This is a genomic window from Streptococcus oralis subsp. dentisani, assembly GCF_007475365.1.
Lineage (GTDB): Bacteria > Bacillota > Bacilli > Lactobacillales > Streptococcaceae > Streptococcus > Streptococcus mitis_AX.
The window spans coordinates 1,176,268-1,198,734 of the sequence record NZ_CP034442.1 but is presented as its reverse complement, the minus strand read 5'-3'; the positions used below and the strand labels follow the sequence as shown (position 1 = coordinate 1,198,734).

The 22,467-nt window shown below is 43.2% G+C and carries 24 protein-coding genes; 19 read left to right on the top strand and 5 right to left on the bottom strand.

The window, feature by feature from the left end:
* Window positions 1–29: 29 nt before the first annotated feature.
* Window positions 30–992, bottom strand: coding sequence for an asparaginase (locus EJF26_RS06020; RefSeq protein ID WP_004245931.1), 963 nt, complete (start codon window positions 990–992; stop codon window positions 30–32).
* A 65-nt stretch (window positions 993–1,057) separates the two neighbouring features.
* Here EJF26_RS06020 and EJF26_RS06015 point away from each other — a divergent pair, with 65 nt between their 5' ends.
* A complete protein-coding gene (locus EJF26_RS06015; RefSeq protein ID WP_000453131.1) occupies window positions 1,058–2,443 on the top strand; it encodes a Cof-type HAD-IIB family hydrolase in 1,386 nt (461 codons plus the stop codon).
* Window positions 2,444–2,478: 35 nt separating this feature from the next.
* Here EJF26_RS06015 and EJF26_RS06010 read toward each other — a convergent pair whose 3' ends face one another.
* Window positions 2,479–2,931: a universal stress protein gene (locus EJF26_RS06010; protein WP_000079157.1), complete on the bottom strand. Its 453-nt coding sequence runs from the start codon at window positions 2,929–2,931 to the stop codon at window positions 2,479–2,481.
* 166 nt (window positions 2,932–3,097) lie between these two features.
* Here EJF26_RS06010 and EJF26_RS06005 point away from each other — a divergent pair, with 166 nt between their 5' ends.
* The 4 genes from EJF26_RS06005 (at window position 3,098) to EJF26_RS05990 (ending at window position 7,141) form a co-directional block, all read left to right on the top strand.
* Entirely contained in the window at window positions 3,098–3,397 is a 300-nt protein-coding gene (locus EJF26_RS06005) for a hypothetical protein (RefSeq protein ID WP_000665208.1), read from the top strand.
* A 144-nt stretch (window positions 3,398–3,541) separates the two neighbouring features.
* Window positions 3,542–4,756 (top strand): pyridoxal phosphate-dependent aminotransferase, encoded by a 1,215-nt coding sequence (locus EJF26_RS06000; protein WP_000666480.1) that lies wholly within the window; start codon window positions 3,542–3,544, stop codon window positions 4,754–4,756.
* A 145-nt stretch (window positions 4,757–4,901) separates the two neighbouring features.
* Window positions 4,902–5,036, top strand: a complete 135-nt coding sequence (gene rpmH / locus EJF26_RS05995) for a 50S ribosomal protein L34 (RefSeq protein WP_000831905.1) — start codon at window positions 4,902–4,904, stop codon at window positions 5,034–5,036.
* 143 nt (window positions 5,037–5,179) lie between these two features.
* Complete coding sequence (locus EJF26_RS05990) at window positions 5,180–7,141, top strand: peptide ABC transporter substrate-binding protein (protein WP_000748552.1); 1,962 nt, start codon at window positions 5,180–5,182, stop codon at window positions 7,139–7,141.
* A 91-nt stretch (window positions 7,142–7,232) separates the two neighbouring features.
* Here the strand turns inward: EJF26_RS05990 and EJF26_RS05985 are convergent, their stop codons facing one another.
* Entirely contained in the window at window positions 7,233–9,077 is a 1,845-nt protein-coding gene (locus EJF26_RS05985) for an APC family permease (protein ID WP_000488834.1), read from the bottom strand.
* A 151-nt stretch (window positions 9,078–9,228) separates the two neighbouring features.
* Between EJF26_RS05985 and EJF26_RS05980 the strand changes: the two genes are divergently transcribed.
* The 13 genes from EJF26_RS05980 to pflA all read left to right on the top strand — a co-directional run bounded on the left by EJF26_RS05980 (window position 9,229) and on the right by pflA (window position 20,322).
* Window positions 9,229–10,002 carry a TatD family hydrolase gene (locus tag EJF26_RS05980; RefSeq protein WP_000575631.1) on the top strand — a complete coding sequence of 258 codons (774 nt, stop codon included), beginning with the start codon at window positions 9,229–9,231 and terminating at the stop codon, window positions 10,000–10,002.
* Complete coding sequence (gene rnmV / locus EJF26_RS05975; protein WP_000659986.1) at window positions 10,002–10,568, top strand: ribonuclease M5; 567 nt, start codon at window positions 10,002–10,004, stop codon at window positions 10,566–10,568. Before EJF26_RS05980 ends, rnmV begins: the two co-directional genes overlap by 1 nt.
* Window positions 10,569–10,661: 93 nt before the next feature.
* Window positions 10,662–10,997, top strand: a complete 336-nt coding sequence (locus EJF26_RS05970) for a hypothetical protein (protein WP_000701744.1) — start codon at window positions 10,662–10,664, stop codon at window positions 10,995–10,997.
* 191 nt (window positions 10,998–11,188) lie between these two features.
* Entirely contained in the window at window positions 11,189–11,902 is a 714-nt protein-coding gene (locus tag EJF26_RS05965) for a hypothetical protein (RefSeq protein WP_000013636.1), read from the top strand.
* Between the two features lie 19 nt (window positions 11,903–11,921).
* Window positions 11,922–12,794: a 16S rRNA (adenine(1518)-N(6)/adenine(1519)-N(6))-dimethyltransferase RsmA gene (gene rsmA, locus EJF26_RS05960; protein ID WP_001216851.1), complete on the top strand. Its 873-nt coding sequence runs from the start codon at window positions 11,922–11,924 to the stop codon at window positions 12,792–12,794.
* Between the two features lies 1 nt (window position 12,795).
* The gene (gene rsgA, locus EJF26_RS05955) at window positions 12,796–13,674 is read left to right on the top strand and encodes a ribosome small subunit-dependent GTPase A (protein WP_001161971.1); all 879 of its coding nucleotides are present in this window, start codon (window positions 12,796–12,798) and stop codon (window positions 13,672–13,674) included.
* 10 nt (window positions 13,675–13,684) lie between these two features.
* Window positions 13,685–14,341: a ribulose-phosphate 3-epimerase gene (gene rpe, locus EJF26_RS05950; RefSeq protein ID WP_000084992.1), complete on the top strand. Its 657-nt coding sequence runs from the start codon at window positions 13,685–13,687 to the stop codon at window positions 14,339–14,341.
* Window positions 14,304–14,966, top strand: a complete 663-nt coding sequence (locus EJF26_RS05945; RefSeq protein ID WP_001001249.1) for a thiamine diphosphokinase — start codon at window positions 14,304–14,306, stop codon at window positions 14,964–14,966. The genes rpe and EJF26_RS05945 overlap by 38 nt, the downstream gene beginning before the upstream one ends.
* 1 nt (window position 14,967) lies before the next feature.
* Window positions 14,968–16,224, top strand: coding sequence for a DNA recombination protein RmuC (locus EJF26_RS05940; protein ID WP_000450909.1), 1,257 nt, complete (start codon window positions 14,968–14,970; stop codon window positions 16,222–16,224).
* Window positions 16,214–17,155 (top strand): 3'-5' exoribonuclease YhaM family protein, encoded by a 942-nt coding sequence (locus tag EJF26_RS05935; RefSeq protein ID WP_000703212.1) that lies wholly within the window; start codon window positions 16,214–16,216, stop codon window positions 17,153–17,155. The genes EJF26_RS05940 and EJF26_RS05935 overlap by 11 nt, the downstream gene beginning before the upstream one ends.
* A gap of 104 nt (window positions 17,156–17,259) precedes the next feature.
* Window positions 17,260–18,087, top strand: coding sequence for a pur operon repressor (gene purR, locus EJF26_RS05930; RefSeq protein WP_002874197.1), 828 nt, complete (start codon window positions 17,260–17,262; stop codon window positions 18,085–18,087).
* A gap of 66 nt (window positions 18,088–18,153) precedes the next feature.
* Window positions 18,154–19,410 carry a diaminopimelate decarboxylase gene (locus EJF26_RS05925; RefSeq protein WP_000856537.1) on the top strand — a complete coding sequence of 419 codons (1,257 nt, stop codon included), beginning with the start codon at window positions 18,154–18,156 and terminating at the stop codon, window positions 19,408–19,410.
* 117 nt (window positions 19,411–19,527) lie between these two features.
* A complete protein-coding gene (gene pflA / locus EJF26_RS05920) occupies window positions 19,528–20,322 on the top strand; it encodes a pyruvate formate-lyase-activating protein (RefSeq protein ID WP_001288276.1) in 795 nt (264 codons plus the stop codon).
* Between the two features lie 74 nt (window positions 20,323–20,396).
* Here pflA and yidC read toward each other — a convergent pair whose 3' ends face one another.
* Together yidC and EJF26_RS05910 are read right to left on the bottom strand one after the other, a co-directional pair.
* Window positions 20,397–21,317 (bottom strand): membrane protein insertase YidC, encoded by a 921-nt coding sequence (gene yidC, locus EJF26_RS05915; protein WP_025168371.1) that lies wholly within the window; start codon window positions 21,315–21,317, stop codon window positions 20,397–20,399.
* Window positions 21,318–21,394: 77 nt separating this feature from the next.
* The gene (locus tag EJF26_RS05910) at window positions 21,395–21,673 is read right to left on the bottom strand and encodes an acylphosphatase (protein WP_001174620.1); all 279 of its coding nucleotides are present in this window, start codon (window positions 21,671–21,673) and stop codon (window positions 21,395–21,397) included.
* Between the two features lie 33 nt (window positions 21,674–21,706).
* On the opposite strand from EJF26_RS05910, the gene EJF26_RS05905 reads away from it, so the two are divergent.
* Window positions 21,707–22,447: a TrmH family RNA methyltransferase gene (locus tag EJF26_RS05905; RefSeq protein ID WP_004246533.1), complete on the top strand. Its 741-nt coding sequence runs from the start codon at window positions 21,707–21,709 to the stop codon at window positions 22,445–22,447.
* Window positions 22,448–22,467: the final 20 nt, after the last annotated feature.

The window sequence follows — 22,467 nt, the reverse complement described above, 5'->3', positions numbered from 1 at the left end:
TTCCTGATTTTGTGTTCTAGAGAAGAGGATTAGCCTTCCATATAGTCTTTTAAGGCCTGCCCTTTTAGTCCCGCGTTGATAGCAATCAATAACTTGAGGCGAGCTTTTTGAGCATTGAGTTCTTTGACAAAGAAAACGCCAGACTCTTGTAATTGAACTCCTCCGCCCGGATAGGCGTAAACGGGCTCTGCAATTCCGTTAAAGCATCGTGAGACCAAGGCGACTGGAATGTCTTTTTGGAGGAGACTTTCTAATTTTTGAGCTGTTTCTTTGGGTACATTACCTGCTCCAAAAGCTTGAACGACTAATCCATCTAGGTGATCTAGGTCAAGCATGTCAATCAGCTCATCGGTCATTCCTGCATAAGCGGAGATGATGGGAACCAGACCTTGAATATGTTCGAGATCAAAACGGACACGAGGCTCAGCTGTTTTGAAGTAGAGGATTTCTTGCTTCATGATGAGACCGAGAGGCCCGTGAGTAGGAGTTTGAAAGGTACCGACGTTGGTCGTATGGGTTTTGGTAACATACTTTGCTGCGTGAATCTCATCATTCATGACGACCAGCACACCCTTGTCGGCTGCTTTGTCATCGCTGGCGACTCGTAAAGCACTCAGATAATTATAAACTCCATCACTACCGAGTTCGTTTGAACTACGCATAGCTCCTGTTAGAACAATGGGCATGTGTGGGATTTCCATGGTATCAAGAAAGTAAGCTGTTTCTTCTAAGGTATCTGTACCATGTGTGATGACAACTCCATCGTAGTTATTAGCTTCCTCTTTGATTTTATGATAGAGTGCAAGCATATGTTTAGGTTTGATATGGGGACTCGGTAGGTTAAAAAAGTCTAGGGCATGAACCTCAATCCCTTCAAGTGGATTGGATACATGGTTCATGGGATTGTCCTGACTGGTTACAACTGCACCAGTGGCGTCGGCTTGCATGGAAATAGTCCCACCTGTATGTAAAACAAGGATTTTCTTAGGCATGATTTACTCACTCTCTCTGAAATGTGGTATAATCATTGTAACACAAAAGGGGAGAATGGGATAGGATGGAAGTCAAAGCTGTTTTTTTTGATATCGATGGAACGCTAGTCAACGATCGTAAGAGTGTTTTGAAATCCACTAAGGACGCGATTAGGATCGTGAAGGAACAAGGGGTGCTTGTTGGAGTGGCGACAGGACGGGGGCCTTTCTTTGTCAAGGAATTGATGGAAGACTTGGACTTGGATTTTGCAATAACTTATAACGGACAATATATCTTTAATAAAGAAAAAGTCTTATTTGCTAGCCCGATTGCTAAGTCAAGCCTGCGTCAATTGATTGCCTATGCTAAAAAGGAGCGAAAAGAAATCGCTCTTGGAACCGAGCATGCTGTTGTTGGTTCGAAAATTATGTCATTTGGTCTTGGATCCTTTTCGCAGCTGGTTAGTCGTTTTATTCCGACTGTTCTGACAAGAACCGTGAGCCGTTCCTTTAATCGAATGGTTAGCAAGGCAGTCCCTCAAAAGGAAGATGACCTGCTTCGTTTGATAAATGAGCCAATCTATCAAGTGTTAATGCTGATGACTCCTGAAGAATCTGAGAAAGCTGCAAGTGATTTTGAAGACTTGAAATTGACTCGAAGCAATCCCTTCGCTGCGGATGTCATCAACCAAGGAAATTCCAAACTAGAAGGCATTCGTCGAGTCGGGAAAGAATATGGTTTTGATCTCAACCAAGTCATGGCCTTTGGTGATTCAGACAATGACCTAGAAATGTTGGCGGGTGTTGGTATGTCTGTAGCCATGGGAAATGGCAGTAGCAGCGTCAAAGAAGTTGCCAAGCACATTACAGCAAGTAACCAACAAGATGGCATCCATAAGGCGCTCGAGCACTTTGGTGTTTTGGCTTCAGAAAAAGTTTTTGTCAGTCGAGATTACCATTTTAATAAGGTCAAGACCTTCCATCACATGATGGATGAACGGACGCAGGAAGAGCCACAGGCATGGGATGTTGAAGGGGCAACCCACCGCGCAGACTTTAAAATTGAAGAATTAGTAGAGTTTGTTCGAGCGGCAAGTTCTTCGGAGGAAGAATTCCAGCAGGCACTTAACAGCATGCATGCGGCACTTGATAAGGCGGCCGAAAAGGTGAGGCAAAAAACGCCTGCCCAAAAAGATCTAATCGGGCAGGTTGATGCCCTAATCGATACACTGTATTTTACTTACGGTAGTTTTGCCTTGATGGGAGTGGATCCAGAACGCATCTTTGATATTGTGCATGAGGCAAACATGGGGAAGGTTTTTCCTGATGGAAAAGCCCATTTTGATCCAGTTACACATAAAATCTTAAAACCGGATGACTGGGACGAAAAATATGCTCCAGAACCTGCTATCAGAAAGGAACTGCAGCGTCAGCTCAAGGCTTATGAGCGACATAAAGAGAGAAATAAGTAAGAAAAAAGGGAGCCTAGCAGGCTCCTTTTGTGTTCCTATAATGTTTTTTCTTGTTCTCTCACGACGAGCAAATCAACTTTTGCGTGGCGGAGGATGTATTCAGATGAAGAGCCAACCAAGAGGCGTTCAAAGGCATTAAGACCTGTTGCACCGACGAGAATCAAGTCAACATTTTCTGCGTCTGGAATAGTACGAGCAAGGAGAGTTTTTGGATTTCCCATTTCGATGACGGTATGAATATCAGTCACACCCGCATCTTTTGCACGTTTTGCGTACTCTTTCATCAGACTTTCAGCGTCGACTTGGAGTTCTTCGTAAACTTCAGCATCAAAGGTAGACACGCTTTGAAGAGCGCGTGTGTCAATAACATGGGCAATGGTGAGCTTGGAATCATTGCGTAGAGCAGTGTAAACACCTTTAACAAAAGCCAAGTCTGCCTCTTTAGAACCATCAATTGCAACCATAACATTTTGGTAACGTTGTGCCATAATGAAACCTCCTGAAATTTTCTTACTTTTATTGTAATCCTTTTCACTAAAGAAGTAAAGTAAAAATCATATTTAAATAAATATTATCGGAGATTCGATTTGGTGGAGATATGTTAAAATAAAAGAAAACGGGATAGTAGGAGACACAGCGAGGGGATGAGAAAGTATGAAAGAGTCTGTTCAAGCTTCTAAAAAAATAAGTCTTCTTTATCATGGAATTATCTTTGCATCGCTTGTAGGAGAAGTAGTGATGGTTTGGCAGCTGGAAAGAGTCGTGCCCGTTCTCTATCCAGGATTTGTTGGCTTTCTTCTCTTTCACTTAGTCTACCACATCATTTTATTTGCGATTGCAAAGAGAAGTGGTCGTTTGGACTATTTGGTCACGTGGGGGCTCTTTCTCATGTTTAATCTTTTGTATGATTCCTTTTTGGCATTGATCTTCCTAGGTTTGTCTTTTGGTATGTGAGAAAATACTTCTGTATTCTAGTTATTTAGACGGTGAGAACCTAGTCGTTGTGAGTTTTTTTCTTTGCTTGCTCATTTCAGGAAACTTGTCGCAATCCCTTTCTAGTGGTATAATGTTACTATCTCGATGAATTGAGGAAACAAGATGAAAGAATATAACAAGTCTAGTAAGCTAGAGCATGTTGCTTATGATATCCGTGGTCCTGTTTTAGAAGAAGCCATGCGGATGCGAGCAAACGGAGAAAAGATTTTACGTCTGAATACAGGAAATCCCGCAGAATTTGGCTTTACAGCGCCAGATGAAGTCATTCATGACTTGATTATGAATGCGCGTGATAGTGAGGGATATTCTGACTCTAAAGGGATTTTCTCAGCCCGTAAGGCCATCATGCAGTATTGTCAACTGAAGAACTTCCCCAATGTGGACATTGATGATATCTACCTTGGAAATGGTGTCAGTGAGCTGATTGTTATGTCCATGCAGGGGCTTTTAGACAATGGAGATGAGGTCTTGGTTCCTATGCCAGATTATCCTCTCTGGACAGCTGCGGTCAGCCTAGCTGGGGGAAATGCCGTTCACTATATCTGTGATGAAGCTGCAGAGTGGTACCCAGATATTGACGATATTAAATCAAAAATCACTTCGAACACCAAGGCTATCGTCCTTATCAATCCAAATAACCCAACTGGAGCCCTTTATCCTAAGGAACTCTTGCTGGAGATTATTGAGATTGCTCGTCAAAACGATTTGATTATCTTTGCGGATGAGATTTATGACCGCATGGTAATGGATGGGCATGTACACACGCCTGTGGCAAGCTTGGCACCTGATGTTTTCTGTGTCAGCATGAATGGTCTGTCAAAATCCCACCGTATCGCTGGTTTCCGTGTAGGTTGGATGGTCTTGTCTGGGCCTAAAACCCATGTTAAAGGCTATATCGAAGGTCTCAATATGCTGTCCAATATGCGCCTTTGCTCTAACGTTTTGGCCCAGCAAGTCGTACAAACCTCGCTAGGTGGGCACCAGTCAGTGGATGAATTACTCCTTCCTGGTGGTCGCATCTATGAGCAAAGAAACTTTATCTATAATGCCATTCAAGATATTCCAGGTTTGTCTGCAGTCAAACCTAAGGCGGGTCTTTATATCTTCCCTAAAATTGACCGAAATATGTACCGCATTGATGATGATGAACAGTTCGTTCTTGATTTCTTGAAGCAGGAGAAGGTTCTCTTGGTTCATGGTCGCGGCTTTAATTGGCAAGAACCAGATCATTTCCGTATCGTTTACCTCCCTCGTGTGGACGAATTAGCACAAATCCAAGAAAAGATGACTCGTTTCTTGAAACAGTATCGTAGATAAGGGCTTTCATAGGAAAAGCTAGAAAACATTTGCTTGGAGCTATTGACAAAAGTGGCAGAATCAGATAGAATAGTAAAGTATGTTTAGTAACTGATCACTTTATAGCCGGCTAAACGAATACAAAATCTATGAGGAGGTATTCATCGTGAAACGTACTTATCAACCAAGTAAACTTCGTCGTGCGCGCAAACACGGATTCCGTAACCGTATGTCAACTAAAAACGGTCGTCGCGTATTGGCAGCTCGTCGTCGTAAAGGACGCAAAGTTTTGGCTGCATAATCCAAACGAATTCAACAAAGAAGTCAGTAGGAACTCGAGTCTACTGGCTTTTCTTTTTTCCTATAATATCAGTCTGTAAATGCTTTATATTTTTTCTGAAATAATGTATAATGTTTCATATACTATAAAAATGGAGAACAGTTATGAAGAAATCAAAAGCCCTCCTACTAGGGGCTGGAATTTTGAGCGCAAGCTTCTTGATGGTGGCTTGTAGTTCGGCACAATCAAATACAGATAAAACCTACTCGTATGTATTTGCTAGCAATCCAGATACATTAGACTATATCACTTCGACACGTGGTTCAACCTCTAGCATTACGACAAACTTGATTGATGGTTTGTTGGAAAATGATAAGTACGGCAACCTCGTTCCTTCTATGGCGCAGTCATGGACAGTATCAAAAGACGGTTTAACCTATACCTATAAAATCCGCCAAGGGGCTAAGTGGTATACCTCTGAAGGAGAAGAGTACGCTGAAGTGACAGCCCATGACTTTGTGACAGGTCTTAAGTATGCAGCGGATAAAAAGGCTGAGAACTTGTACTTGGTACGGGATTCAATCAAAGGTTTGGCAGATTATGTCGAAGGGAAAACATCTGATTTTGAGACGGTTGGAGTCAAGGCAGTGGACGACTATACTCTCCAATACACCTTGAACAAGCCAGAGTCTTATTGGAATTCAAAGACAACAGGGGGAATTTTGAGTCCTGTCAATGAAGTCTTTTTGAAATCTAAGGGAGATGACTTTGGAAGTGTTACCCCATCTAGTATCCTGTCAAATGGGCCATACTTGTTCAAGTCTTTCACATCAAAATCTTTAATTGAGTTTGAAAAGAACCCTAATTACTGGGATAAGGACAATGTGAAGATTGAGAAAGTAAAACTTTCCTTCTATGATGGTTCAGACCAAGATAGTTTAGCTCGAGGATTCTTAGAAGGCAACTACACAGACGGACGTATTTTCCCGACAAGCTCTGTGTTTGACCAGTTGAAAAAAGGGAATGAGGATAAAATTACTTATACCCCTCAAAATGCTGTGACTTTCTACTATCTCTTCAATGTCAACCGTCAAAGTTACAATCAAACCATGAAACAGACGGATAAAGAAAAGGCAGATTCTCGTGCAGCTATGCAAAATAAGGACTTCCGTCAGGCAATTAACTTTGCCTTTGACCGTCATGCCTATGCCGCACAGACAAATGGAGAAGATGGAGCTGATCGTATCCTTCGAAACACAGTCACACCAAGCAATTTTGTTCAGATCGGTGGGAAAAACTTTGGAGATGCTGTCAATGAAAAGATAGTCAACTATGGTTCAGAGTGGGCTAATGTCAATCTAAACGACGCTCAGCCTGCCTTCTTGAATGCTGACAAAGCCAAGGCAGAATTTGCCAAAGCCAAAGAAAGTTTGCAAGCAGAAGGTGTGACTTTCCCAATCCATCTAGACATGCCAGTGGACCAGACTGCTAAGTTGGACGTACAACAAGCCAGTTCTTTCAAGCAGACGGTTGAGGAGACACTTGGATCAGATAATATTGTTATCGATGTGATTCAACTTTCTCCAGACGAGAAAGACAATGCAACCTTCTTTGCTGACACAGCTGAACAAAAGGACTATGACATTGACATCTCAGGCTGGAGCGGAGATTACTCTGATCCCAAGACCTATCTTGACCTCTTGGATCCAGACTCTGGTTCTCAGCTAAAAAATCTTGGCTTGACTCCAGGAAAAGACAATGATGTTAAGGAAAAAATCGGTCTCTCTACTTACAAGAAGTTGTTGGATAAGGCAGATAAAGAAGTTGAAAACACTCAGGTTCGCTATGAGAAATTTGCCGAAGTTCAAGCTTGGCTAACAGATAGTGCTCTCTTTCTGCCAGTTCAAAGCGGAGGAGCTAATCCAATCTTCCGTAAGACTGTACCGTTCACAGGAGCCTTCTCATTTGTCGGACACAAAGGGGATGCGGACAACTACAAATACCTTGAGTTGCAAAAAGATCCCGTGACTGCGAAACAGTACCAAGAGCTTTATGAAAAATGGCAAAAAGAAAAAGTTGAGTCCAACAAAAAAGCTCAGGAAGATTTAGCTAACCACATTCAATAATATTCCTAGTCATGTTTTTTAGTTAAGCATAGTGGCTGGATTCAGAAAAAGGCCCCACCAGACGCTTTTTGGTTCTGGTAGGGCCTTTTCTTTATTCTTTTAAGTGATAAGAGTAGCTGGCGACAACGACGTCTTCATGCCATCTGAGAGCGTATTTTAGTTTGAGGCTCATCTGATTGTGCAGGATATTTTGCCAAGGCTTGTTAGGGATAAACTGTGGGATAAGGACTGTAACGGTGTAGTTTTTTTGCTTAGCTTCTTGGGCGATTCGTTTGACATACTTAACACTAGGGGTGATGATGTCGCGGTAACTGGTATTGATATTCTTCAGAGTGATATTTGGGAAGTAGTCGGCAAATTCCTGAAGAATTTCTTGGTCTTTTTCTGCCGTTTCTTTAGTAGAAATGTGCATGGCTAACACTTCATCACCGATACTTTGAGCGTAGTTAATGGCTCCGATACTTACTCGAGTAACATTCCCTACTAGAACAAGGACAAGGTTGCCGTCATAAGTGCGCTTTTCAATTCCTTCGTAGAGTCGTAGCTGTTTTGCCACTTTTTGGTAATGGCTGTGAATGGACAAAAAGAGGAAAGTAAGAACTAGGATAATTGGGAAGAATGGCCAGATATCACCCAGTCTGAAGAGGAGTAAAATGAGGACAATAGCATAACAAATGATGGCCCCAAGGATATTAGCAAAGGCAGGTTTTAAAAAGTTTGCTCCTTTTTCCTTTTTCCAATGGCGAATCATCCCAGTCTGAGAAAGGGCAAAGGGAACGAAGACCCCGATAGTATAAAGAGGAATCAAGCGTTCAGTATTCCCGTTAAAAATGAGAAGAAGGATCATAGCTCCAAAAGCCAGAGTTAAGATACCGTTGGAGTAGCCAAGACGATCCCCTTTTTCCATAAAGAGATGGGGCATGTACTTGTTTTTAGCCATATTGTAGGCCAACATAGGGAAGGCTGAAAAGCCAGTATTTGCAGCTACAGCTAGAATCAAGGCTGTTGAGAACTGGAAGAGATAGTAGCTAGCATGACCAAAGAATGAATCACCAAGAATGCCCTTGGCCATTTGCGAGAGGATGGTTTCTCCATTTTGAGGAGTGATGCCCATCCAGTAGTTTAGGAAGGTAATGCCTGCAAAAAGAAATCCTAAAATCAGCGACATGATGGTCAAGGTCTGAGCAGCATTCTTTTCTTTCGGAGTTTTGAAAAATGGTACCGCATTTGAAATAGCCTCAACCCCTGTCAGAGAGGCAGAGCCACTGGTAAAGGCTCTCAATAGGAGAACGATGGAAAGGCTTGGAACGGTTTGCCCAATGGTTGAAGTTGCCTGGTAGTTTAGGGACCCTGTAAATAGTTGAAAGAACCCATAAAGCAAGAGAAAGACGGTACTGAAGATAAAGAGGTAGACGGGAATCATCAGAGAGCTGGCAGATTCTTTCAATCCTCTTAAATTCAAGAGCATGAGCAAGCAAACTAGAAAAATGGAGATGTGGAGGTTGTAAGGGTGGAGGGCAGGGAGGGCTGCTGTTATAGCGTCAGCTCCAGATGATACCGATACCGCCACAGTCAGCATGTAGTCAACCAGCAGACTACCTCCAGCAATCAAGCCTAGCTCGGGAGATAGATTTTCTCGAGTAACCATATAAGCTCCTCCACCTTGAGGATAGGCATGAATGATTTGACGATAGGAAATGGTCAAACTAGCGAGCAGTAAGAGGACAAAAATACCGATAGGGAGGCTCCACCAGATAGCGAGAGGAGAGAGACTGACTAAAACGAGAATGACTTGTTCAGGTCCATAGGCAATAGAAGACAGGGCATCACTAGATAACATTGCAAGTGCCTGCATTTTTCCAAGTAATCCCCCTTCACCATCTGTGAGAGACTTGAGTGGTCGACCGATAAAGGTATATTTTAATTTTCTAAACATTTTCTTTTCCTTTGCTGAAAATTTCAATAAGTGTTATTATACTGCTTTGAAAAAAGGCAGTCAAGGGAGAATGATTGGTATTAGAATATTTTTACAAGCCGAGGGATGCTATTTTTGGTATAATAGATGGAAGAAAATGAGGTTAGAAGAGATGATTTTTGATACGCACACACATTTAAATGTAGAAGAATTTGCAGGACGTGAGGCAGAAGAAATCGCCTTGGCTGCTGAGATGGGTGTGACTCGGATGAATATTGTTGGTTTTGATAAGCCGACCATTGAACGAGCCCTAGAGTTGGCAAATGAGTATGAGCAGCTCTACGCAACTATTGGCTGGCATCCGACGGAAGCAGGGACTTACACAGACGAGGTCGAAGCTTACTTGCTTGAAAAACTAAAACATCCTAAGATTGTTGCCTTGGGTGAGATTGGCCTGGACTACCATTGGATGACAGCACCTAAGGAAGTGCAGGAACAGGTTTTTCGTCGTCAGATTCAGCTGTCTAAGGACTTGAATTTGCCCTTTGTGGTCCACACTCGTGATGCGCTAGAAGATACTTATGAGATTATCAAGAGCGAGGGCGTTGGTCCACGAGGTGGGATTATGCACTCATTCTCAGGTTCTTTGGAGTGGGCTGAGAAGTTTGTCGAGCTTGGCATGACCATTTCTTTCTCGGGAGTGGTGACCTTTAAGAAAGCGACGGATATCCAAGAAGCTGCTAAAGAGCTACCTTTGGATAAAATTTTGGTAGAGACGGATGCCCCCTACCTGGCTCCTGTTCCTAAACGTGGCCGTGAAAACAAAACAGCCTACACACGCTATGTGGTGGACTTTATCGCGGATTTGCGTGGGATGACGACTGAGGAGTTAGCCGCAGTAACAACTGCAAATGCGGAGCGTATCTTTGGATTGGACAGCAAGTGATGAAAGAAAAAATTTCCCAAGTCATTGTGGTCGAAGGTCGCGATGATACGGCCAATCTCAAACGTTACTTTGATGTAGAGACCTATGAAACACGAGGTTCCGCAATAAATGACCAGGATATAGAGCGGATTCGTCGCCTGCATGAACTGCATGGAGTCATTGTCTTTACAGATCCAGATTTTAATGGGGAACGCATTCGTCGCATGATTATGACGGCCATTCCAACAGTGCAGCATGCCTTCCTCAAGCGAGATGAGGCTGTTCCCAAATCCAAGTCCAAGGGGCGCTCTCTGGGAATCGAACACGCCAGCTATGAAGATCTAAAAGCAGCGCTGGCTCAAGTGACAGAGCAATTTGAAAACGAGAACGAGTTTGATATCAGTCGTGGTGACTTGATTCGCCTAGGTTTCTTGGCGGGAGCGGACAGTCGTAGGCGTAGAGAGTATCTAGGAGAGGCTCTACGAATTGGCTATTCCAACGGCAAACAACTCCTCAAGCGCTTAGAGTTATTTGGGGTAACCTTGGCAGAAGTGGAAGAGACTATGGAAAGTTATGATAATAGCTAGATAGCTCAAAAATACAAAGGGAATGTGTTACAATAGAGGTACTTAGATTTATTTTGATAGCGTTCAAATAGAAACTTATAAGGACAGATTGAAATGAAAATACAAGTTGACAGAGAGTCTGTGTGTATGGGGGATGATGTACTGCCCCATGAGATAGAATTTGAGATTCCTGAAGATATGACGGTGAAAGAATTTTTTGACTTTCTAGAAAGGGAACGTTATTTGCCGTCTGTTCAAGGAAACAATGTCGCTTGGGAACTCCGTAATCGAAATGGGGAACAAGGTGTTTATTTCACCAAAACACGAGAGATTATCCATCCAGATGCGGTCTTAAAAGAGATGCTGGAAGGAATTACTGAGATTCCCTTATTTGTTTTGCTCTATCATTATACCCCGGAAGCATACTATATTAGAAAAGAGAATAAATGAGAATTGCAGATGATGTCCTGACCGAGGTTGAACTGGTCATGTATTGTTATCGTCCCTTGGTGCTTTTATGAAACATCTTTTTAAATGAAGTCTAGGTTTTCGATTGGGCATGAAAAATTGGAAACTTTATAGTTTTATCTACATCCTACTTGAACCACTAACCTTTTTCAAAGATTGTGAAAGGAAATGATATGGCAAATAGAAGTTATATTTACTTAAAAAACGGAGATGAAGCCCGTATTCTAACAGCGGGAATTTACACAATACCCTATTTTTGGCAATTGTTTTGGGATGAAGAAGATTTAAAAGCTCCGATTGCTCTCTGGAAAACAGCAGAAAAACTGGAAGAAGATGAAGAGCAAGCAGAAAGATTTTACCAAGAGCAGAATGTAGATATCTTGCTTTCTATTGAAAAATTCCAGCAGAATGCCCTCAAAAACCGCTCTTTTTTAGAAGAGAATGCCCCGCAATCCGTGCAGCTATATGATGACTTTGTCCGTTATATTCTTGCAAATGTCAAAGACGGTGATGTGCTCGGATTTGATCTTTTAGATGTTGTTTTTATGGACCAAGTGTCTGTTGTTTCTGATAAACTGTTAAAAAATACACGAGCTATTCGGGAAAATCAACCCAAAGATTTAGATTTTTCTGTGACAGAAAAGAACTTAATTGGTCTTGCTATGGGCTTTCCTGATTATTATGCTTCAGAATTATTGCCAGAAGACAATATTGTAGATTCGGTTGCCTATCAGGATGAACTGAAGAAAATGAACCCCCAAGAAGATAAGAAAGTGCTAGGTACGACTGGAGCTGATTCAAAAGGGAACAAGTCTCGTGTTCTTTTAGTGTTTTGGATTTTGTTGGCACTAGTAATTATGTGGGTTTTATATATTATTTTTAGCTAATAAATAGAAAAGAGAATAAATGAGAATTGCAGATTATAGCGTGACCAAGGCAGTGCTGGAGCGTCACGGTTTTACCTTTAAAAAGTCCTTTGGACAAAATTTCCTGACGGATACCAATATCCTTCAAAAAATCGTGGATACGGCTGAAATTGATGACCAGGTTAATGTTATCGAAATTGGGCCAGGAATTGGTGCCTTGACGGAGTTTTTGGCTGAGCGTGCAGCAGAAGTCATGGCCTTTGAGATCGACCACCGTTTGGTGCCAATCCTAGCTGATACCTTGCGTGATTTTGATAATGTGACCGTAGTCAACAAGGATATTCTCAAAGTTGACTTGGCGCAACATATCCAGAATTTCAAAAATCCTGATCTGCCAATCAAGGTAGTAGCCAATTTGCCCTACTATATCACAACGCCTATTCTCATGCACTTGATCGAGAGTGGTATTCCTTTTAGTGAGTTTGTCGTCATGATGCAAAAAGAAGTGGCGGATCGTATCTCTGCTCAACCAAATACTAAAGCTTACGGTAGCTTGTCGATTGCTGTGCAGTATTATATGACAGCCAAGGTTGCCTTTATCGTCCCTCGTACGGTCTTTGTACCAGCACCAAATGTGGACTCAGCCATCTTGAAAATGGTGCGCCGTCCAAATCCAGCTGTAGCAGTGAAAGATGAGAACTTCTTCTTTAAGGTTTCCAAGGCTAGTTTCACTCATCGTCGCAAGACCTTGTGGAATAACCTGACAGGCTACTTTGGCAAGACTGATGAAGTCAAGGATAAGCTGACCAAGGCTTTGGATCAGGCAGGTTTGTCACCATCTGTGCGTGGTGAAGCTCTCAGCTTAGAAGAATTTGCCAGTCTAGCAGACGCGCTTAAAGGACAAGGACTCTAAGATGCAGGGACAAATTATTAAAGCCTTGGCAGGATTCTACTATGTGGAGAGTGATGGTCAAGTTTACCAGACGCGTGCGCGTGGGAATTTCCGCAAAAAAGGTCATACGCCCTATGTTGGGGATTGGGTAGATTTTTCTGCGGAGGAAAATTCAGAAGGCTACATTCTCAAGATTCACGAACGGAAAAACAGTCTCGTCCGTCCACCTATTGTCAATATTGACCAAGCTGTGGTGATCATGTCCGTCAAGGAACCGGACTTCAACAGCAACTTGTTGGATCGTTTCTTGGTTCTTTTGGAACACAAGGGCATTCATCCCATCGTCTATATTTCCAAAATGGATTTGCTGGAAGATAGGGAAGAATTAAGTTTTTACCAACAAACCTATCGTTCCATTGGCTATGACTTTGTGACCAGTAAGGAGGAACTCCTGCCTTTGTTGACAGGGAAAGTTACGGTTTTTATGGGACAGACAGGTGTTGGGAAATCAACACTCCTCAATAAAATCGCACCGGACCTCAATCTTGAAACAGGAGAGATCTCAGACAGTCTAGGTCGCGGTCGTCATACCACTCGAGCTGTCAGTTTTTACAATCTCAATGGGGGTAAAATCGCAGACACACCAGGCTTTTCATCACTGGATTATGAAGTGTCAACGGCTGAAGACCTCAATCAGGCCTTTCCAGAGATTGCCAGTGTCAGTCGAGACTGTAAATTCCGTACTTGTACCCATACCCATGAACCGTCCTGTGCGGTTAAGCCGGCTGTCGAAGAAGGAATCATTGCAACCTTCCGTTTTGACAACTACCTCCAATTCCTCAGTGAGATTGAAAATCGCAGAGAAACCTATAAAAAAGTCAGCAAAAAAATTCCAAAATAAGGAGAAACCTATGTCTCAATACAAGATTGCTCCGTCAATTCTGGCAGCAGATTATGCCAACTTTGAACGTGAAATCAAACGCCTAGAAGCAACTGGGGCAGAATATGCTCATATCGATATCATGGATGGGCATTTTGTACCACAAATCAGTTTTGGTGCAGGTGTGGTCGAAGCTCTTCGTCCACATAGTAAGATGGTCTTTGACTGCCACTTGATGGTGGCGAATCCAGAGCATCATCTAGAAGATTTTGCGCGTGCAGGGGCGGATATCATCAGTATCCATGTGGAAGCAACGCCTCATATCCATGGCGCCCTCCAAAAAATTCGCTCTCTCGGTGTTAAACCTTCAGTTGTTATCAATCCTGGTACGCCTGTTGAGGCAATCAAGCACGTGCTTCACCTAGTTGACCAAGTCTTAGTTATGACAGTTAACCCTGGCTTCGGTGGTCAAGCCTTTCTGCCTGAAACCATGGACAAGGTTCGAGAGTTAGTTGCCCTTCGTGAGGAAAAAGGTTTGAGCTTTGAAGTTGAAGTCGATGGTGGGATTGATGACCAGACCATTGCTCAAGCCAAAGAAGCTGGAGCGACCGTTTTTGTAGCAGGATCCTATGTCTTTAAGGGAGATGTCGATGAACGAGTGCAAACTCTCAGAAAACAACTGGACTAGGGTTGCCGTTTTTGCAGGTGGAGATCGCGGTCATTATCGGACGGATTTTGATAGCTTTGTCGGTGTGGATCGAGGATCGCTCTGGGTACTGGAAGAAAACCTTCCTCTCGCTCTAGCGGTTGGGGATTTTGATTCGGTGACCGCGGAAGAGCGACAGGTGATTCAAAAACGTGCCCAACATTTTGTTCAAGCCCGACCAGAAAAAGATGATACTGATCTGGAATTGGCTCTCTTAACCATCTTTAAGCAAAATCCTCAGGCTCAGGTCACTATTTTCGGTGCTTTGGGTGGTCGTATTGACCATATGCTGGCCAATGTCTTTCTGCCTAGCAATCCCAAGTTGGCCCCCTTTATGCGCCAGATAGCAATTGAGGATGGGCAAAATGTGATTGCCTATTGTCCGGAAGGGACCAGTCAACTAGAACCCCGTTCAGACTACGATTACCTAGCCTTTATGCCAGTTCGAGATAGTCAGCTGACCATTATCGGAGCTAAGTACGAATTGACAGAGGAAAATTTTTTCTTTAAAAAAGTGTACGCTTCTAACGAATATGTAGATAGGGAAGTTTCAGTGACTTGCCCAGATGGCTATGTGGTCATACTCCATAGCAAGGACAGGAGGTAGGATGGAGACTGTATTATTACTATTATTAATTGCCAACCTAGCTGGACTCTTTCTGATTTGGCAAAGGCAAGATAAGCAAGACAAGTACCTAGCCAAGAGCTTGGAGGATCAAGCAGACAATCTTTCAGATCAACTGGATTACCGCTTTGAACAAGCCAGACAAGTCAGCCAGCTGGATCAAAAAGACTTGGAAGTGGCTGTCAGCGATCGTTTGCAGGAAGTGCGAATGGAGTTGCATCAAGGTCTGACACAAGTCCGTCAAGAAATGACAGATAATCTCTTGCAAACCAGAGACAAGACCGACCAACGTCTCCAAGCCTTGCAAGAATCAAATGAGCAACGTCTAGAACAAATGCGCCAAACAGTCGAGGAAAAACTAGAAAAGACCTTGCAGACGCGCTTGCAGGCTTCCTTTGAGACAGTTTCCAAACAACTGGAGTCTGTCAATCGTGGCCTTGGAGAGATGCAGACAGTTGCCCGTGATGTCGGAGCCCTCAACAAGGTTCTCTCAGGAACTAAGACGCGAGGCATTCTGGGTGAATTACAACTGGGCCAAATCATCGAGGACATCATGACGCCTGCTCAGTACGAACGAGAATACGCAACGGTTGAAAACTCCAGTGAACGAGTGGAGTATGCCATCAAGTTACCTGGACAAGGCGACCAGGAAACCGTCTACCTTCCGATTGACTCCAAGTTTCCACTGGCAGATTATTATCGCTTAGAAGAAGCCTATGAAGCAGGTGACAAGGAGGAGATTGAACGCTGTCGCAAGTCACTCTTAGCAAGCGTTAAGCGTTTCGCCAAGGATATCAAGAGCAAGTATCTGGCGCCACCTCGGACGACCAATTTTGGAGTCTTATTTGTTCCGACAGAGGGACTCTACTCGGAAATCGTCCGCAATCCTGTCTTCTTTGATGATTTGAGACGGGAGGAGCAGATTATTGTCGCAGGGCCAAGTACCCTGTCAGCCCTCCTCAATTCCCTATCAGTTGGCTTCAAAACTCTCAATATCCAAAAGAGTGCTGACCATATCAGCAAGACTCTTGCCAGCGTTAAGACTGAGTTTGGTAAGTTCGGTGGCATTCTGGTCAAGGCACAAAAGCATCTCCAACATGCCTCTGGCAATATTGATGAATTATTAAACCGTCGTACTACAGCTATCGAGCGGACGCTCCGTCACATTGAGTTATCAGAAGGTGAGCCTGCGCTTGATCTACTCCATTTCCAAGAAGATGAGGAAGAATATGAAGATTAGTCACATGAAAAAAGATGAGCTGTTTGAAGGTTTTTACCTGATCAAGTCAGCTGACCTGAGACAGACACGTGCTGGGAAAAACTACCTAGCCTTTACCTTCCAAGACGATAGTGGCGAGATTGAAGGGAAACTCTGGGATGCCCAACCTCATAACGTTGAGGCCTTTACCGCTGGGAAAGTGGTCCACATGCAGGGACGTCGAGAAGTTTACAATAACACTCCTCAAGTCAATCAAATCACGCTTCGTTTACCTCAGCCTGGGGAACCCAATGATCCAGCTGACTTCAAGGTCAAGTCACCAGTCGATGTCAAGGAAATTCGTGACTACATGTCGCAAATGATTTTCAAGATTGAAAATCCTGTCTGGCAGCGTATCGTTCGCAGTCTCTACACCAAGTATGATAAGGAATTCTACTCCTATCCAGCTGCCAAGACCAACCACCACGCCTTTGAAACAGGTTTAGCCTATCATACGGCGACCATGGTGCGCTTGGCAGATGCCATTAGCGAGATCTATCCTCAGCTCAATAAGAGCCTGCTCTATGCTGGGATTATGTTGCATGACTTGGCCAAGGTTTTAGAGCTCAGCGGTCCCAATCAGACGGAGTACACAGTGCGAGGCAATCTCATCGGCCATATCGCCCTCATCGATAGCGAAATTACCAAGACAGTCATGGAACTCGGCATCGATGATACTAGAGAAGAAGTGGTGCTACTGCGCCATGTCATCCTCAGTCATCATGGCTTGCTGGAGTATGGAAGTCCAGTCCGTCCACGCATTATGGAGGCAGAGATTATTCATATGATTGACAATCTAGATGCCAGCATGATGATGATGTCAACAGCTCTAGCTTTGGTGGACAAAGGAGAGATGACCAATAAAATCTTCGCTATGGACAATCGTTCCTTCTATAAACCAGATTTAGATTAATAATTTAAGAAAAACGAGCATTTTTTACGCAATAATGTTCGTTTTTTTATGTGAATATGGTATAATGGATAAAATATCAAAATTAAATGGAATGGTAAATAAAAATGAAATTAAGAAGAAGTGATCGGATGGTTGTCATTTCCAACTATTTGATTAATAATCCATACAAACTAACCAGTCTCAACACCTTTGCAGAAAAGTACGAATCTGCTAAATCATCGATTTCAGAGGACATTGTGATTATCAAGCGTGCCTTTGAGGAAATCGAAATCGGCCATATTCAGACTGTGACTGGAGCAGGTGGTGGCGTTATCTTTACACCATCAATCTCTAGTCATGAAGCCAAAGAAATGATCGCAGACTTGCGTGACAAACTTTCAGAAAGTGACCGTATCTTGCCGGGCGGCTATATCTACCTGTCTGATCTACTTAGTACGCCTGCTATTTTGAAAAATATTGGGCGCATCATTGCCAAGAGCTTTATGGACCAAAAAATCGATGCCGTTATGACAGTGGCAACAAAAGGTGTGCCACTCGCAAATGCAGTTGCCAACGTCCTCAATGTTCCATTTGTTATCGTGCGTCGTGATTTGAAAATCACTGAAGGTTCAACTGTCAGCGTCAACTACGTATCAGGTTCAAGTGGAGACCGCATTGAGAAAATGTTCCTTTCAAAACGCAGTCTCAAGGCAGGCAGTCGTGTCTTGATTGTGGATGACTTCTTGAAAGGTGGCGGAACGGTCAACGGGATGATTAGTCTCTTGCGTGAGTTCGACTCTGAATTGGCTGGTGTCGCAGTCTTTGCAGACAATGCCCAAGAAGAACGTGAAAAGCAGTTCGATTACAAGTCACTCTTGAAGGTAACCAATATTGATGTTAAGAACCAATCCATCGATGTTGAGATTGGCAATATCTTTGACGAAGACAAATAAGAGATAGAACTAAAGGTTGGAACGATTGTCCCAGCCTTTCTTTGCAAACAGAATAGAAGGATGCTTATGAAAACACCATTTATCAGCCGAGAAGATTTAGAAAAAATTGTTGCAGAGTTCCCGACTCCCTTTCACTTGTATGATGAGAAGGGGATTCGTGAAAAAACAAGAGCCGTCAACCAGGCCTTTTCTTGGAATAAGGGATTCAAAGAATATTTCGCAGTCAAGGCTACTCCAACTCCAGCCATCTTGAAAATCCTCAAAGAGGAAGGTTGTGGTGTGGACTGTTCCAGTTATGTGGAGCTCCTGATGAGCCATAAACTTGGGTTTGCAGGTTCTGAGATGATGTTCTCATCAAACAACACACCAGACCAAGAGTATGCTTATGCGCGTGAATTGGGTGCGACCATTAACTTGGATGCCTTTGAAGATATTGAACATCTGGAGCGAGCGGCAGGCATTCCAGAAATCATCTCTTGTCGTTACAATCCTGGAGGCGTTTTTGAACTAGGAACAGATATCATGGACAATCCTGGGGAGGCTAAGTTTGGCATGACCAAGGATCAACTCTTTGAAGCCTTTGCTGTTTTGAAGGAAAAAGGAGCCAAGACTTTTGGGATTCATTCCTTCCTAGCATCCAATACCGTCACCCATCTCTACTATCCAGAGTTGGCTCGTCAGCTTTTTGAATTGGCCGTTGAAATCAAGGAGAAATTAGGTATTTCACTGGACTTTATCAATCTTTCTGGCGGAATCGGAGTCAACTACCGCCCAGATCAGGAGCCAAATGATATTGCTATGATTGGTGAGGGCGTGCGAAAGGTTTATGAGGAAGTTCTTACACCTGCAGGACTTGGTCAGGTCAAGATTTTTACTGAATTAGGTCGCTTTATGTTAGCCCCTCACGGAGCTCTCGTCACAAAAGTCACCCATAAGAAGAAAACCTATCGTACCTATCTAGGTGTGGATGCCTCAGCAGTCAACCTCATGCGTCCTGCCATGTATGGAGCCTACCACCATATCACCAATCTGACCCATCCAGACGGACCAGTGGAGGTCGTAGATGTGGTTGGATCGCTTTGTGAAAACAATGATAAATTTGCAGTTAATCGCGAACTACCTCATACAGAAATCGGTGATTTACTGGTGATTCATGATACAGGTGCACATGGATTCTCCATGGGTTACCAGTACAATGCCAAACTACGCTCGGCAGAAATCCTCTATACCGAAGAAGGCAAAGCCCGCCAAATCCGCCGTGCAGAGCGCCCTGAGGACTATTTTGCAACCTTGTATGGTTTTGATTTTGAACCCGATCATTAAAAAAATGAAAATGAAAGTGAAAAACAGATTGCTTTCTAAAAAATAGACAAAAATCTTGTTTTTCCCTCAAGTCGTGATATAATAAAACTATAAAACGGTTTCAAGGAAGGTGACGATATGTCTGAAGAAACAATTGACTATGGACAAGTGACAGGAATGGTGCATTCGACAGAGAGTTTTGGGGCGGTAGATGGCCCTGGGATTCGTTTTATTGTCTTTTTGCAGGGCTGTCACATGCGTTGCCAGTACTGTCATAACCCTGATACATGGGCTATGGAGACCAATAAATCACGTGAACGGACAGTAGACGATGTCTTGACAGAAGCCCTTCGCTATCGTGGTTTCTGGGGAGACAAGGGAGGAATCACTGTTAGTGGTGGAGAAGCCCTCCTGCAGATTGATTTCTTGATTGCCTTTTTTACCAAGGCTAAGGAAAAAGGGATTCACTGTACATTGGACACCTGTGCCCTTCCTTTCCGTAACACACCACGTTATCTCGAAAAGTTTAATAAACTCATGGCGGTGACAGACTTGGTTCTCCTGGATATCAAGGAAATCAACGAAGAACAGCACAAGATTGTAACTAGCCAAACCAATAAAAACATCTTGGCCTGTGCCCAGTACCTATCAGATATCGGGAAGCCTGTTTGGATTCGCCACGTATTGGTTCCAGGGTTGACAGATAGAGATGACGACTTGATCGAACTCGGTAAATTCGTCAAAACCCTTAAAAACGTTGACAAGTTTGAAATCCTACCTTATCATACGATGGGAGAATTCAAGTGGCGTGAACTTGGGATTCCATATTCGCTTGAGGGGGTAAAGCCACCAACAGCAGATCGTGTCAAGAATGCCAAGGAGCTTATGGATACAGAAAGTTATCAAGACTATATGAAACGTGTTCATGGATAAAAAAGAAGCCTGATGGAGACATCGGGCTTTTGTGATGCAAAAAGACTTAGCCTTTCAGCTAAGCCTTTTGAGTCTTATCTAGATCGTTGTTTACCAGAGTTGCGGTTTTTCTTTTTCTTATTGGTCGTGATCGCTTGAGCCTGCTTAGGAGTCACGTCTTTTCTTGCACCTGCAGAAGGGCTGACTTTCGGAGGGTTCTTTTCGTATTCTTCACGTACTTTTTGACGAAGTTTTGGACGAACGACATAGTTGACGATAAACTGTTGGAGAATCATCATGAAACCACCGACAACCCAGTAAAGTGTTACACTGGCTGGTGAGAAGAGGGAGAAGATAACAATCATGAGTGGGCTCATGTAGATCATTTTCTTAAGTTGTTCTCTTTGCATCTCATCTTCTACTCCATGAAGCGAGAGGAGAGATTGGATGTAGTAAAGAATACCTGCAAAGGCTACGAGGAGCATGCTTGGTGAGCCTAGTTCGATACCGAGAAAGCTAGATCCTGCGACCCCTTCAGTATGTTGGGCTGCAAAGTAGATAGCAGAGAAGAAAGGCATTTGGAGCAAGATAGGGAAACATCCGACGCCTCCTAGCATGCTGATACCATGTTCTTTTTGGGCGGCAAAGAGAGCTTGTTGAGCCTCAAGTTTTTCTTCTTGAGTTGTTGCTTCTTTTAGACGTGTTTGATGTGGTTCAAGCACGTGTTTGAGGGCGTTCATCTTTTCAGAGTGAAGCGTCGCCTTCCACGATTGGTAGATACCGAGCGGCAAGATAATTAAACGCACGATAATGGTGACGATGATAATCCCCATCCCAAAACCAAGTCCCATATCATTAGCAAAGTATTTGATGGCCTCTGCCATAGGCGCTCCGATGGTGTTCCAGATAAATCCAGTCGGTTCTCCAGTCGTTTTATCAACAGAAACGCAACCTGTCAAGACGAGTAGCATAGCCACTCCCATAGCAGAGAGGGCAAAACGTTTAATAGATTTCAATGTTTTCATTCCTTCTTTAAAAATTATACCTTTCTATTCTACTGTTTTTTTGTAAAATATACAATAGTTCTGGAGACCTAATTTGCGACTTTGAAGTCCGAATAGGATGAAAAGTTGCTCATTTGCACATCTAGATAGGTAACTTTTGAAAAAGGCGTTGGACCTTTACGGATTTCTTGGATAAATTTTGCCATAGTGGCAGAGGAGTCTGCCTGAGCAAGAATTTCCACTGTGCCATCGTCATTATTCCAGACACGACCAGTGATGCCACCGATTTCAAGCGCTAGAGTATAAACGCCCCAGCGAAAACCAACACCCTGCACCCTACCTTGGGCAATCATTCTAACCTTTTGCATACCAAACCCCTTTGATTGTGTTATAATATTTCTATGACTATTATAACCTCAAAAGCCAATTCTGTGGTAAAAAATGCCAAGAAATTGCATCAAAAAAAATATCGAAAGTCTGCTTATTTGATTGAGGGTTGGCACTTATTCGAAGAAGCTGTTCAAGCTGGAGTGACGATTGAGAAGATTTTTGCCCTAGAAAGTTACCGAGATCAGCTAGCGGCTTTTCCTCAAACTGTCTGGGTTTCAGAGGAGATTTTGCGGGATTTGGCAGATTCTCAAACACCACAGGGAATCGTAGCAATCGTCCAAAAAGAAGAAGTAGGACTGCCTGATCTTCGTCAGGGTAAGTTTCTATTTTTAGAAGATGTTCAAGATCCTGGTAATGTTGGCACCATGATTCGGACTGCGGATGCGGCAGGTTTTACAGGGGTCATTGTTTCAGACAAGTCAGCAGATATATACAGCCTCAAGACCCTGCGTTCCATGCAAGGAAGTCATTTTCATTTGCCCATCTATCGTATGCCTGTTGCCACCTTTGTAGAAGGGGCTAAAAAGAGTGACTTGCCCATTCTGGCAACGACCTTATCGAGAGAGTCAAAGGATTATCGTGAGCTTTCTCCCCTAGAAGACTTTGTTTTAGTCATGGGAAATGAAGGACAGGGGATTAGTTCTGTCATGGCTGAGAGTGCTGATCAGCTGGTTCATATAAGCATGAAAGGTCGAGCAGAAAGTCTCAACGTGGCAGTTGCAGCAGGCATTTTGATGTTTTATTTCAGCTAATTTATAAAATCTTTGTTATA